This window comes from Streptococcus sp. KHUD_017 (assembly GCF_054861245.1).
In genome coordinates, this window is the sequence record NZ_CM142175.1 from 22501 (window position 1) to 35263 (window position 12763).

Genomic DNA, 12763 nt, shown 5'->3' on the forward strand with positions numbered 1-12763 from the left:
TTTTTGAATTCTCAAATACCAACAAATCGTTCAATTTGCCATCACATCGAAGGCGCATAACTAAGAAAAAATGAGGTTGGGATTTCTGATCCCAGCCTCTTCAGTGAACTATTTTCTTGAGAATTTGTAAGTTAGACAAACTTGAATTTTTTCTGAATCAGCTTTCTTGATTATCTGATTTATCACTTTGAAATTGCTTCATTTCGTGCATAAAAGCATCTGCTTTTAGTTTGTCTGTGATGATACTGACTCTGACTAGCTTATTTAGTTTTTTTTCATGTCCTTCTAAAAAAATAGGATTTCTAATTTTTATGCTTAACTTTACGCAATTAAAAGGACGCTTTTTAATGGTTATTTGTTCGATATCTTGAAGTCCAAATTGATAATGTAATAGGCTGTGGCCTCTGCTGCTATAGGTATAATATTGAACAATATTGTTTTTATAAATTTCTAATTTTACTACATTTATGAAGAGATAATACCCCATAAACCATATAAGGAGGGGAGCATAAATCAGCGCTACCGCCATAACAATCTTGTCTGCAAAATCAGTATTGTAAGTCATCAGACGCTTCAGAATCCAGAGAATCATAACAGATATAGATATCATGGATGGTCCCCCTACTCTATTAAATGTATCTTTATATGGAAACATCAAGGTAAGTTTTGGTTCATCCTGTAAGAATTCTAATTTCATTATTTACCCTTTCATCTTGTTTATTATTTAAATCTCAGGATAATCATCTCTTGGAGACTTATAGTTAAAAATCTTCCGACAGATCTGGACATTCTGTATCACTTGTATCCATTACTCTCAGTTCATGATTCCTAGTGTTTCTCTATATTTTGCTACCATTATACTCTTTTTATAACATTATTTCTACAAACCAGAGATTGAATACTATCTAAAGTTGGTTTCTGCAAATATTATAGAGCTCTTTTTTTGTCTAGGAAAACATGCTATAATGATAGAATTGATAGGCGAGAAAAGAGAGATGTTATGGATTATACAGTTGAAGAAAAAGAAGCTTTTATGAGAGAGGCCTTAAAGGAGGCGAAGATTGCTTTAGAGCACGATGAAATCCCAATTGGTTGTGTAATTGTAAAGGATGGAGAAATCATTGGTCGGGGGCACAATGCACGTGAGGAGTTGCAACGTGCGGTCATGCATGCAGAAATTATGGCTATAGAGGATGCTAATCTGAGCGAAGAGAGTTGGCGCTTGCTTGATTGTACGCTTTTTGTGACCATTGAGCCTTGTGTTATGTGTAGTGGAGCAATTGGTCTCGCACGGATTCCAAACGTGGTCTACGGGGCTAAAAACCAGAAATTTGGCGCCGCTGGGAGCTTGTACGATATTTTGACAGATGAGAGGCTCAATCACCGTGTGGACGTTGAAACAGGTGTTTTAGAGAATGAGTGCGCAGAGATTATGCAAGACTTTTTCCGAAATCGACGTAAAAAATAATTTCTCTTTAAAAATAGAGGGGAATGTGGTATAATAACTAGTGGAGCAACAGTTCTGCGTGAAGCGGGTCAGGGGAGGAATCCAGCAGCCCTAAGCGAGTGTGAATTGTGTGCTCTTTTTTCGTGCTTTTTTCGAATAAATAAGATAAAATAACCTAGAATAAAAGATTAAAAAGAGGAATAATATGAAAATTCGTGGTTTTGAATTAGTTTCTAGTTTTACAGATGAAACTTTGTTACCTAAACGTGAGACAGCGCATGCAGCTGGCTACGACTTAAAGGTTGCGGTGCGTACGGTGATTGCTCCAGGAGAGATTGTTCTTGTCCCAACTGGTGTCAAGGCCTATATGCAGCCGACTGAAGTGCTCTATCTTTATGACCGTTCCTCTAACCCTCGCAAAAAAGGCCTAGTTTTAATCAACTCTGTGGGGGTTATTGATGGAGACTACTATGGCAATCCAGGAAATGAAGGCCATATCTTTGCTCAGATGAAAAACATTACCGACCAGGAAGTCGTCCTTGAAGTTGGCGAACGTATAGTTCAGGCTGTCTTTGCTCCTTTCTTAATTGCAGATGGGGATGAGGCAGACGGCGTGCGGACTGGTGGATTTGGGTCAACAGGGAAATAGAGGAATAAAATGGCAGACTATTTATTAGTTGTAGACATGCAGTCAGATTATGTTGCTGTAGGAAAAGCATATCATGAAGAACTGACTGCAGCTGTAAATGACAAAATTGCTACCTATCCTAGCGACCGAGTTATCTATATTCTCAATCGTTTTTTCTGGGAGAGAAAAGATAGAAAGAAGAAATTTGCGACCGGCTTGCTGGTTGTATCTTCTCGTATTTTTGAGAAGCGTCGGGCTTCTTGCTTTACTAATCCAGATTTAAAAGATTTTTTAGAGGGAAACGGTGCTAAAAGCATAGAGTTTATAGGGGTAGATGGCAATGGATGTGTCAAGGCTTCCATTTTGGCAGCTGTTAAGGAGAATTATCAGGTTTCTGTCGATTTGTCTGCTGTCGGAGTTGCCAACCAGAAGAAATTCTCTAAAACACTGAAGCAGTGGCAAGATTGCGGAATCAAGATTGGATAGTTTTACGGGGATCTTAATATGAAGATTATCTTTGTCCGTCATGGGGAGCCAGATTATAGTATGCTTGATAAACTTGAAAATCCGCAACTCTATAGTGGTTTTGGTCGTGATTTAGCACCATTGACAGGAAAAGGTCGCAGTCTGGCAAAAGAAGTTGCTAAAACTGCATGTTTTGGAAAGGCAGAGATTATTATTTCATCGTCTGTGACGAGGGCTTTAGAAACAGCACATTATATAGCAGTTGAAACAGGATTGGACTTATTTGTAGAGCCGTTTTTTCATGAGTGGCGTCCAGACTTAGATGGCACTAACTCTGATTTAACTAGTGTATTGGTAGCTCATGAATATTATCTAAAACATCAAGGAGGTTTATCTGAAGATTCTCCTTATCGCTATGAAACTGATCTAGAGATGCGTCATCGTTTTTTAAGAGCTTTGGAAAAATATAAAAATTATAAAACTATTATCATTGTAACTCACGGAATGCTCATGCGCCAATTTGTACCAGACGAGAAGATTGATTTTTGCCAAGTGATTGAGTGTGAGATAGAGATATAGAAAGAAGCGCAATGAATGAGCTATAAGGATTTTCAAGCTTTTACCGCAGAGAATTGTCAAGGGTATAAGAAGGTGTATGAGATCAGTATTGGAGGATTTCTTTACCTAACATTTCTCCCTGATGCCTATCATAAAATTCTCTGTATTTCCTCAGACTACATCTCAATCATTGATAGCGAAAATGGTCAAGTCACTCCAATAGATGGGGACTACGATGAGGTGGAGTTAGTAGCCATGTGTGAGGGCTATGATTCTCCTATCCCTATCGCTGGGCAATATGGTGGAAGTCTCCCTCTGGATAATGGCAAAGACATCAGAGTGACAATGGATAAAGACCAATCTGAAGAATATCCAATTTTAACCATTTATTGGGAAAAAGATAAGGAAGATAGAAGTCAAATCTATAAAAGTTATTTACCCTATATTTTTGGATTTAGCCCTGATGGTCAGTATTATGTCCATGCGGATGATGGTGGGCTCACTGTTTTGAAAAGAAATAGTCATTAATATAAAAATTAATAAGAGATTTTAAAATGAGAGGATTAGAATTATAGCAAAGAAAAAAGCGACATTTGTGTGTCAAAATTGTGAATATAATTCACCTAAGTATTTAGGACGCTGTCCAAACTGTGGAGCCTGGTCTTCTTTTGTAGAAGAAGTTGAGGTCGCAGAAGTCAAAAATGCGCGTGTCTCCTTGACAGGTGAGAAAACCAAGCCTATGAAATTGGCTGAAGTAACTTCTATTAATGTCAATCGAACTAAGACTGAGATGGAGGAATTTAACCGAGTGCTTGGTGGCGGTGTGGTGCCAGGAAGTCTTGTCCTCATTGGTGGAGATCCAGGGATTGGGAAATCAACCCTTCTCTTACAAGTATCAACCCAGTTATCTCAAGTAGGAACAGTTCTCTATGTTAGTGGGGAGGAGTCTGCTCAACAGATCAAACTCCGTGCAGAGCGCTTGGGGGATATTGATAGTGAGTTTTATCTCTATGCTGAGACTAATATGCAGAGCGTGCGAGCAGAGGTGGAGCGTATCCAGCCAGATTTTCTCATTATCGACTCTATCCAAACTATCATGTCTCCTGAGATTTCAGGGGTGCAGGGGTCAGTTTCCCAGGTACGTGAAGTAACCGCTGAACTCATGCAGCTGGCTAAGACCAATAACATTGCTATCTTTATCGTAGGGCATGTTACAAAGGAAGGAACCTTGGCTGGACCTCGTATGTTGGAACATATGGTGGATACAGTGCTTTACTTTGAAGGGGAACGACACCATACCTTCCGTATCTTGAGAGCGGTCAAAAACCGTTTTGGCTCCACTAATGAGATTGGAATCTTTGAGATGCAGTCAGGTGGGCTAGTAGAGGTATTCAATCCAAGCGAGGTCTTTCTAGAAGAACGTTTGGATGGGGCAACTGGTTCGTCAATCGTTGTGACTATGGAAGGGACACGTCCGATTTTGGCGGAGGTGCAGGCCTTGGTGACACCGACTATGTTTGGGAATGCCAAGCGAACTACAACTGGTCTTGATTTCAATCGTGCTAGTCTGATTATGGCTGTTTTGGAGAAACGGGCAGGTTTGCTCCTCCAAAATCAGGATGCCTACCTCAAATCTGCAGGTGGCGTCAAATTGGATGAGCCTGCCATTGACCTTGCGGTAGCAGTTGCTATTGCATCAAGTTACAAGGATAAACCAACCAATCCTCAGGAATGTTTTGTAGGAGAACTTGGTTTGACGGGAGAGATTCGACGCGTGAATCGTATCGAACAACGGATCAATGAAGCTGCTAAACTTGGATTTACAAAAATCTATGTACCAAAGAATTCTTTAACTGGAATCAAGCCACCTAAGGAAATTCAGGTGATTGGAGTGACGACTATCGGAGAAGTCTTGAAAAAAGTTTTCTCCTAATCGTTTTACTCAGGTTTAGATTACTAATTATTTTATTGCTAACAATTATTAAAACAAGGAGGAATTTCTGATGAAATTTTCTATGGACAGTCAAATGCAATTTCCTTTGGTAGAGTTGTCACTCAATCAAGGAGAAACCGTCTATATCCAGCGAGGTAGCATGGTCTACCATACACCTAATGTAAGTCTCAATACCCAGCTCAATGCTAGCGGATCTGGTTTAGGCCGTTTTGTCAAAGCTGTAGGGCGTTCAATGGTTTCTGGTGAAAGTACCTTTATCACTCAAGCTGTTGCTGAGTCTGACAACGGGAATCTTGCTTTAGCACCAGATACTCCTGGTCAAGTGATTGCTCTTGAGATAGGTGAAAAGCAATATCGATTGAATGATGGAGCCTTTCTAGCTCTTGATGGTACAGCTTTCTATACAATGGAGCGCCAGTCTATTGGGAAAGCTCTGTTCGGAGGGCAAGGCGGTCTCTTTGTGATGACTACTCAAGGTCAAGGAACTCTTTTGGCCAATGCTTTTGGTTCGATTAAAAAAATTGAACTACAAAACCAAGAAGTAACGATTGATAATGCTCATGTGGTGGCTTGGAGCCAGTCTTTGGACTATGATATTCACCTAGAAAATGGTTTCTGGCAGTCTATTGGTACAGGCGAAGGAGTGGTGAATACCTTCCGAGGTAGCGGTGAGGTCTATGTACAAAGTCTCAATCTTCAAAGCTTTGCAGGCTCACTTAACAAGTATATCCAAAAAGGTTCATAATAATAAAAAAACTAGGACAGAAACCCAAGCTAGACGCTGGATGTATCTGTCCCAGTTTTTTTATATGAAAGTTGACAGCTGACAAGACAAAGAAAAGATGGTATGATAGGAGATAAATAATTTGGTGTTCAAATTATCTGGCAGACTAGAAAGTGAGTTGTCATGTCCTATTTTGAAAATTTTTTAAAAGCCAATCAAGCTTATGTAGAACTACACGGAGATTTGCATTTATCCATTAAACCCAAGACCAAGGTTGCAATCGTAACTTGTATGGATTCGCGTCTACACGTTGCGCCAGCTCTGGGGTTAGCTCTAGGAGATGCCCATATTTTACGGAATGCGGGTGGTCGAGTGACGGACGATATGATTCGTTCACTTGTAATTTCCCAACAACAAATGGGGACAAGAGAGATTGTGGTTCTTCATCATACAGACTGCGGGGCTCAAACCTTCAATAACGAGGATTTTCAAGAGCACCTAAAATGTGAATTGGGAGTTGATGTATCTGGGCAGGATTTTTTACCGTTTCAAGACATCGATGAGAGTGTCCGAGAGGATATGAAGTTGTTGCGAGAATGTCCATTAATTCCAGATGATGTCATAATTTCAGGAGCTGTTTACGATGTGGATACAGGTAGTATGAGGGAGATATACTAACTTTCTAATTAAAAGCTTCTGGAGTAGCATGAAGTAGGATGAGAAGGTTGACAAGTTTTACCTTTGATATCACTAATATAAAATGGCATAAGATAAGAGTATAAAAGTCTACTCTTGTCTTATTTTTTATTGAAAAATCGAGAAAAAAGCGCTACAATGGTAGATGGAAAAATGTTGTGAAAAACACAAGTGATACATAAATACCGGAGGAAATCATGTCTTTTTCTGATTTAAAGCTGTTTGCCCTTTCTTCAAATAGAGAATTGGCAGAGCGTGTGGCGCAAGAGATTGGGATAGAGTTGGGAAAATCGACTGTTCGTCAATTTTCGGACGGAGAAATTCAAGTTAATATCGAAGAATCGATCCGTGGAAAACACGTCTTTATTCTACAATCAACTAGCTCACCAGTAAATGATAATCTACTTGAGATTTTGATTATGGTAGACGCTTTGAAGCGCGCCAGTGCAGAATCTGTCAACGTTGTTATGCCTTACTATGGTTATGCACGTCAGGATAGAAAGGCAAGAGCGCGTGAGCCAATCACTTCAAAACTCGTTGCAAATATGCTTGAAGTAGCTGGAGTTGATCGTTTGTTGACAATCGACTTGCACGCAGCACAGATTCAAGGGTTCTTTGATATTCCGGTGGATCACTTGATGGGTGCTCCATTGATTGCGGATTACTTTGAGCGTCGTGGCATGGTTGGTTCTGACTATGTCGTTGTCAGCCCGGACCACGGTGGGGTGACTCGTGCTCGTAAATTAGCAGAATTTTTGAAAACTCCAATTGCCATTATCGACAAGCGTCGTAGTGTAGACAAGATGAATACTAGTGAAGTTATGAATATCATTGGTAAGGTAGAAGGTAAGACTTGTATCTTGATTGACGATATGATTGATACAGCTGGAACCATTTGTCATGCGGCTGATGCTCTAGCAGAAGCAGGAGCTGTTGAAGTTTATGCAAGCTGTACGCACCCAGTTCTTTCTGGTCCAGCAATGGAGAATATCCAGAAATCAGCCATTAAAAAATTGGTTGTTTTGGATACTATCTATCTTCCAGAAGAACGTTTGATTGATAAGATTGAACAAATTTCTATTGCTCATCTCCTAGGAGATGCGATTGTACGTATCCATGAAAAACGTCCTCTTTCTCCATTATTTAGTATCGAGAAAAAAATCTAAACTTTCACTTGAATAAACGAGTTTCCTAGCAGATTTTCCTCTTGCTAGGAAATTTTTTGTAGTCAAAAACTGCAAGCCTTTTCAAAATGTGCTATACTGATGAAAAGGAGGGTTTTATGACTCAAGAATTTATCAATCCAAGTGATGGAGTGGTCCGTCAGTATCTAGCAACCAGTAAAACTCTAGCTGTAGTAGGCTTATCCGATCGTGAGGAAACCACTAGCAATCGAGTGACTAAAGAAATGCAGGCTCGTGGCTATAAAATCATTCCAGTTAACCCTAAAGCTGCAGGTGGCGAGATTTTGGGAGAAAAGGCTTATGCCAGTCTAGCTGAAATTCCTTTCCCTGTAGATATCGTTAATGTATATCGTCGCAGTGAATTTTTACCTGATGTAGCACGAGACTTTCTCAAGGCGGATGCCAAGATTTTCTGGGCACAATTAGGACTTGAAAGTTTGGAAGCAGAGGAGATTTTACGTGCTGGAGGATGCGATGATATTGTGATGAATCGTTGCATCAAAAGAGAACATACACGTTTAATTCTTGAACAATAAAAAGGTAGCCTTTAGGCTACCTTTTGTCTTAGATAATACCGATGAGTATTTGCATGCCAAGACTAGTCAGGATGATGGCAATCCAGCAAAGGGCTCCAAGAAGAATGGATTTTCCACTGGATTTGATCATAGCAATGAGGTTGGTTTTGAGGCCAATAGCACTCATGGCCATGATGATGAGGAATTTGGAGAGTTGTTTGAGAGGTGAAAAGAAGCTATTGCTGACACCAAAAGAAGTAAGGACGGTGGTTAGCAGAGAAGCTAGGATAAAGTAGAGGATGAAAACGGGGAAGATTTTTTTAAGTTTTACCCCTTGGCTATTTCCTTGTTGACGACTTTGCCAGTAGGAGAGGAAGAGGGTAATAGGGATAATAGCTAGGGTACGGGTCAGTTTGACAATGGTTGCTGACTCAAGAGTGTTGGTGTGATAAAGACTATCCCAGGCGCTAGCTGTAGCCGTTACAGAAGAAGTATCGTTGACTGCTGTCCCTGCAAAGAGAGAAAAACCTTCGTTTGATAGGTGAAGCCAGCCTCCTAGGGTCGGGAAGATAAGCGCAGCTATGACATTGAAGAAAAAGATAACAGATATGGCTTGAGCGACTTCTTTTTCCTTAGCATGGATGACAGGAGCAGTTGCCGCAATAGCAGAGCCTCCACAGATGGAAGAACCTACTCCAATTAAGGTAGCCAGCTTTGTATCGAGGTCAAAAAAGCGTTGGAAGAGATAGGCTACAATTAAAGCTATAGAAATGGTAGAAAGAATGACAGGGAGGGAAGATTTCCCAACTGCGAAAACTTGAGAGATATTAAGTCCAAATCCAAGCAAGATGACAGCGTACTGGAGTAATTTTTTGGAGCTATAAGTTAAACCGGCATCCAGTTGTTTATAGGGAGTGAGAAAGGGGTGGAGGATCATTCCAATAAAAATGGCGAAAACAGGAGCTCCCACAACAGGCAGAAAGCCTCCTAAAACCCAAGAGATGATAGAAATGCTAAGACAGGCTAACAGTCCTGTCCAATTTTTTGATAGAAATGACATAAAAACCTCCGAAAATAAGCACTTCTTATTATAAGCTTGTCTATCAGAAAAGTAAAATAGAAAGTAGGAATAAGGTTGTAAATTAACGGAATTTTGCGGTCAGAGAGCTTTTGTAGTATAATAGATATATGTTCTTTGATCAAGGAGGATATATATGGACTTAACCAAACGATTTAATAAACAATTAGATAAGATACAAGTTTCCTTGATTCGTCAATTTGACCAGGCTATTTCAGAGATTCCTGGTGTCCTGCGATTGACCTTGGGAGAACCAGATTTTACAACGCCAGATCACGTCAAGGAAGCTGCAAAGCGAGCCATTGACCAAGATCAATCCTACTATACAGGGATGAGTGGTTTGTTGACATTGCGTCAGGCGGCGAGTGAATTTGTAAAAGAGAAATATCAGCTAGACTACAATCCAGAGAATGAAATCTTGGTCACAATTGGTGCGACAGAGGCTCTTTCAGCTACTCTGACAGCTATTTTGGAGAAAGGAGACAAGGTTCTCTTGCCAGCTCCTGCCTATCCTGGCTATGAGCCAATAGTTAATCTAGTTGGTGCAGAGATTGTCGAGATTGATACGACTGAAAATGGTTTTGTCTTGACCCCTGAGATGTTGGAAAAGGCAATTTTGGAGCAGGGGGACAAGCTCAAGGCAGTTATTCTCAACTATCCAGCCAACCCTACAGGAATTACCTATAGTCGTGAACAATTAGAAGCCTTGGCAGAGGTTTTACGCAAGTATGAGATTTTTGTTGTGTGTGATGAGGTCTACTCAGAATTGACCTACACAGGGGAAAATCATGTATCTTTGGGAACTATGCTGAGAGATCAGGCCATTATCATCAATGGTCTATCCAAATCTCATGCCATGACCGGTTGGCGTTTAGGCTTTATCTTTGCACCAGCAAACTTTACAGCTCAACTTATCAAGAGTCATCAGTATTTGGTAACCGCTGCAAACACCATGGCGCAACATGCGGCAGTAGAAGCCTTAACAGCTGGTAAAAACGATGCAGAACCGATGAAGAAGGAGTATATCCAACGTCGGGACTACATTATTGAGAAGATGACTGACCTTGGTTTTGAAATTATCAAGCCAGACGGTGCTTTTTATATCTTTGCTAAGATCCCAGCAGGCTATAATCAAGATTCCTTTGCTTTTCTCAAGGAATTTGCTCAGAAGAAGGCTGTTGCCTTCATTCCTGGAGCAGCATTTGGTCAGTATGGAGAAGGCTATGTTCGCCTATCTTATGCAGCTAGCATGGAAACCATCAGAGAAGCTATGAAACGACTTGAGGAGTACATGAGAGAAGCATGATTCAATCGATTACGAGTCAGGGTTTAGTACTTTACAATCGAAATTTTCGAGAGGATGATAAGCTTGTTAAAATCTTTACAGAACAGGCAGGGAAGCGCATGTTTTTTGTCAAACACGCCGGCCAATCCAAACTAGCTCCTGTCATTCAACCTTTAGTCTTAGCCCATTTTCTCCTAAAAGTCAATGACGATGGACTTAGTTATATAGAAGATTATCATGAGGTGAAGACTTTTCCGAAAATCAATAGTGACCTCTTTGTTATGGCTTATGCGACTTACGTTGCAGCCTTGGCGGATGCGAGTTTGCAGGATAACCAAGAAGATGCTCCCTTATTTGCTTTTTTGCAAAAGACTTTAGAGCTGATGGAAGAGGGTCTGGATTATCAAGTTTTGACCAATATTTTTGAAATTCAAATATTGACACGTTTTGGAATCAGTCTCAACTTTAATGAGTGTACCTTTTGTCATCGTGTGGGGCAAGCCTTTGACTTCTCCTTCAAATACGGGGGTTGTCTTTGTCCCAATCATTACCATGAAGATGAGAAACGATGTCATTTAAATCCCAATATTCCTTATCTGCTCAATCAATTTCAAGCCATTGATTTTGAGACCTTGGAGACTATCTCACTTAAGTCCGAAATCAAGCAGGATTTGCGCAAGTTTATGGACCAAATCTACGAGGAATATGTCGGCATTCATCTGAAATCAAAGAAATTTATTGATTCCCTAGCCGACTGGGGACAACTACTGAAAGAGGAAGACAAATGAAAAAAATCGCAGTTGATGCAATGGGTGGCGATTACGCACCACAAGCTATTGTAGAGGGAGTTAATCAAGCCCTTGCTGACTTTTCAGATATTGAGATTCAACTTTACGGAGACGAAAGCAAAATCAAGCAATATCTAACAGCTACAGAGCGCGTTAGTATTATCCATACTGATGAAAAAATCGACTCAGACGATGAGCCTACAAAAGCCATCCGCAAGAAGAAAAATGCCAGCATGGTATTGGCAGCTAAGGCTGTCAAAGATGGAGAGGCAGATGCTGTTCTTTCTGCAGGAAATACAGGTGCCTTGTTAGCAGCAGGATTTTTCATCGTTGGTCGTATCAAAAATATCGATCGACCAGGTCTTATGTCAACCTTACCAACTATTGATGGAAAAGGTTTTGATATGCTTGACCTTGGTGCCAATGCAGAAAATACAGCTCATCACCTGCATCAATATGCAGTCCTAGGCTCCTTCTATGCTAGAAATGTTCGTGGTATTGAAAAACCTCGTGTAGGTTTGCTTAATAACGGGACAGAGAGTAGCAAGGGAGATCCACTCCGCAAGGAAGCCTATGACCTATTAGCGGCTGACGAAAGTTTGAATTTCATCGGGAACGTGGAAGCACGTGATTTGATGGATGGTGTTGCTGATGTAGTCGTAACAGATGGTTTCACGGGAAACGCTGTGCTAAAAGCTATCGAAGGGACTGCTATGGGTATCATGGGCTTGCTCAAAAATGCTATTGTAGGTGGCGGTCTTAGAGCCAAACTAGGGGCTTTCCTTCTTAAGGATAACCTAAGAGGTTTGAAAAAACAGCTCAACTATTCAGATGTTGGAGGTGCGGTTCTGTTTGGTGTTAAGGCACCAGTAGTTAAGACTCATGGCTCAAGTGATGCCAAGGCTGTCTATAGCACAATACGCCAGATTCGTACCATGCTTGAGACAGATGTAGTTGCCCAAACTGCGCGTGAATTTTCAGAGGAATAAGGAGAACAATATGACAGAACAACAAATTTTTGACCGTATCGTAACCATCATTCAAGAGCGTCAAGGAGAAGACTTTGTCGTAACCGAAAACTTGAGCTTAAAGGATGACTTGAATGCTGATTCAGTAGATTTGATGGAATTTGTCCTAACCATTGAGGATGAATTTGGAATCGAAATCGATGATGAAGAAATTGACAACCTCCAAAGTGTCGCAGACGTATTAGCAATCATTAAAAATAGAATATAAGAAAAAGCAACATGCTGGTCATGTTGCTTTTTTGGTTGTGTGGAATATTTATTTTAACGGATTTATCAATCCATATGTTTGCTTAAACTTCTAAAAGTGCTATTTGGGTGTAGATTTTGTTTTTTTAGAAAGAGTTACCTATTTCTTACTTTGTTTGGCTAAAATAATCTTACAGAACTTTTAATTAGATTGTTAAGAAAAAGGA

Annotated in this window: 16 protein-coding genes and 1 other RNA gene; 15 read left to right on the forward strand and 2 right to left on the reverse strand. The window is 40.4% G+C overall.

Annotation, left to right across the window (positions count from 1 at the left end):
* Positions 1 to 157 precede the first annotated feature (157 nt).
* A complete protein-coding gene (locus tag ACVAMZ_RS00115; RefSeq protein ID WP_461684674.1) occupies positions 158 to 697 on the reverse strand; it encodes a hypothetical protein in 540 nt (179 codons plus the stop codon).
* Between the two features lie 303 nt (positions 698 to 1000).
* Between ACVAMZ_RS00115 and tadA the strand changes: the two genes are divergently transcribed.
* From tadA to ACVAMZ_RS00170, 11 genes are all read left to right on the forward strand, one after another.
* Positions 1001 to 1468 (forward strand): tRNA adenosine(34) deaminase TadA, encoded by a 468-nt coding sequence (gene tadA, locus ACVAMZ_RS00120; protein ID WP_461684675.1) that lies wholly within the window; start codon positions 1001 to 1003, stop codon positions 1466 to 1468.
* Between the two features lie 32 nt (positions 1469 to 1500).
* Positions 1501 to 1599, forward strand: an RNA gene (gene ffs, locus ACVAMZ_RS00125) — signal recognition particle sRNA small type.
* Between the two features lie 53 nt (positions 1600 to 1652).
* A complete protein-coding gene (locus ACVAMZ_RS00130; protein ID WP_195184408.1) occupies positions 1653 to 2096 on the forward strand; it encodes a dUTP diphosphatase in 444 nt (147 codons plus the stop codon).
* A 9-nt stretch (positions 2097 to 2105) separates the two neighbouring features.
* Positions 2106 to 2561, forward strand: coding sequence for an isochorismatase family protein (locus ACVAMZ_RS00135; RefSeq protein WP_048716617.1), 456 nt, complete (start codon positions 2106 to 2108; stop codon positions 2559 to 2561).
* A gap of 18 nt (positions 2562 to 2579) precedes the next feature.
* The gene (locus tag ACVAMZ_RS00140; protein ID WP_263394213.1) at positions 2580 to 3119 is read left to right on the forward strand and encodes a histidine phosphatase family protein; all 540 of its coding nucleotides are present in this window, start codon (positions 2580 to 2582) and stop codon (positions 3117 to 3119) included.
* A 15-nt stretch (positions 3120 to 3134) separates the two neighbouring features.
* Positions 3135 to 3626 carry a hypothetical protein gene (locus ACVAMZ_RS00145; protein ID WP_461684676.1) on the forward strand — a complete coding sequence of 164 codons (492 nt, stop codon included), beginning with the start codon at positions 3135 to 3137 and terminating at the stop codon, positions 3624 to 3626.
* 40 nt (positions 3627 to 3666) lie between these two features.
* A complete protein-coding gene (radA, locus tag ACVAMZ_RS00150) occupies positions 3667 to 5031 on the forward strand; it encodes a DNA repair protein RadA (RefSeq protein ID WP_414259875.1) in 1365 nt (454 codons plus the stop codon).
* A 70-nt stretch (positions 5032 to 5101) separates the two neighbouring features.
* Positions 5102 to 5797 carry a TIGR00266 family protein gene (locus tag ACVAMZ_RS00155; RefSeq protein ID WP_461684677.1) on the forward strand — a complete coding sequence of 232 codons (696 nt, stop codon included), beginning with the start codon at positions 5102 to 5104 and terminating at the stop codon, positions 5795 to 5797.
* 162 nt (positions 5798 to 5959) lie between these two features.
* The gene (locus ACVAMZ_RS00160; RefSeq protein WP_281137612.1) at positions 5960 to 6454 is read left to right on the forward strand and encodes a beta-class carbonic anhydrase; all 495 of its coding nucleotides are present in this window, start codon (positions 5960 to 5962) and stop codon (positions 6452 to 6454) included.
* Positions 6455 to 6669: 215 nt separating this feature from the next.
* Positions 6670 to 7638, forward strand: a complete 969-nt coding sequence (locus tag ACVAMZ_RS00165) for a ribose-phosphate diphosphokinase (protein WP_049496613.1) — start codon at positions 6670 to 6672, stop codon at positions 7636 to 7638.
* A gap of 116 nt (positions 7639 to 7754) precedes the next feature.
* Positions 7755 to 8192, forward strand: a complete 438-nt coding sequence (locus ACVAMZ_RS00170) for a CoA-binding protein (RefSeq protein WP_414268921.1) — start codon at positions 7755 to 7757, stop codon at positions 8190 to 8192.
* Between the two features lie 28 nt (positions 8193 to 8220).
* On the opposite strand, the gene ACVAMZ_RS00175 is transcribed toward ACVAMZ_RS00170, so the two are convergent.
* Positions 8221 to 9231, reverse strand: a complete 1011-nt coding sequence (locus tag ACVAMZ_RS00175) for a YeiH family protein (protein ID WP_461684678.1) — start codon at positions 9229 to 9231, stop codon at positions 8221 to 8223.
* A gap of 154 nt (positions 9232 to 9385) precedes the next feature.
* Here ACVAMZ_RS00175 and ACVAMZ_RS00180 point away from each other — a divergent pair, with 154 nt between their 5' ends.
* Genes ACVAMZ_RS00180 through ACVAMZ_RS00195 form a run of 4 tightly spaced genes read left to right on the forward strand, consistent with a single transcriptional unit; the run spans position 9386 to position 12558 of the window.
* Positions 9386 to 10555 (forward strand): pyridoxal phosphate-dependent aminotransferase, encoded by a 1170-nt coding sequence (locus ACVAMZ_RS00180; protein WP_461684679.1) that lies wholly within the window; start codon positions 9386 to 9388, stop codon positions 10553 to 10555.
* Positions 10552 to 11322 (forward strand): DNA repair protein RecO, encoded by a 771-nt coding sequence (recO, locus tag ACVAMZ_RS00185; protein WP_461684680.1) that lies wholly within the window; start codon positions 10552 to 10554, stop codon positions 11320 to 11322. The genes ACVAMZ_RS00180 and recO overlap by 4 nt, the downstream gene beginning before the upstream one ends.
* Positions 11319 to 12311, forward strand: coding sequence for a phosphate acyltransferase PlsX (gene plsX / locus ACVAMZ_RS00190; protein WP_461684681.1), 993 nt, complete (start codon positions 11319 to 11321; stop codon positions 12309 to 12311). The genes recO and plsX overlap by 4 nt, the downstream gene beginning before the upstream one ends.
* A 10-nt stretch (positions 12312 to 12321) precedes the next feature.
* Positions 12322 to 12558, forward strand: coding sequence for an acyl carrier protein (locus ACVAMZ_RS00195; RefSeq protein WP_006155550.1), 237 nt, complete (start codon positions 12322 to 12324; stop codon positions 12556 to 12558).
* Positions 12559 to 12763 lie beyond the last annotated feature (205 nt).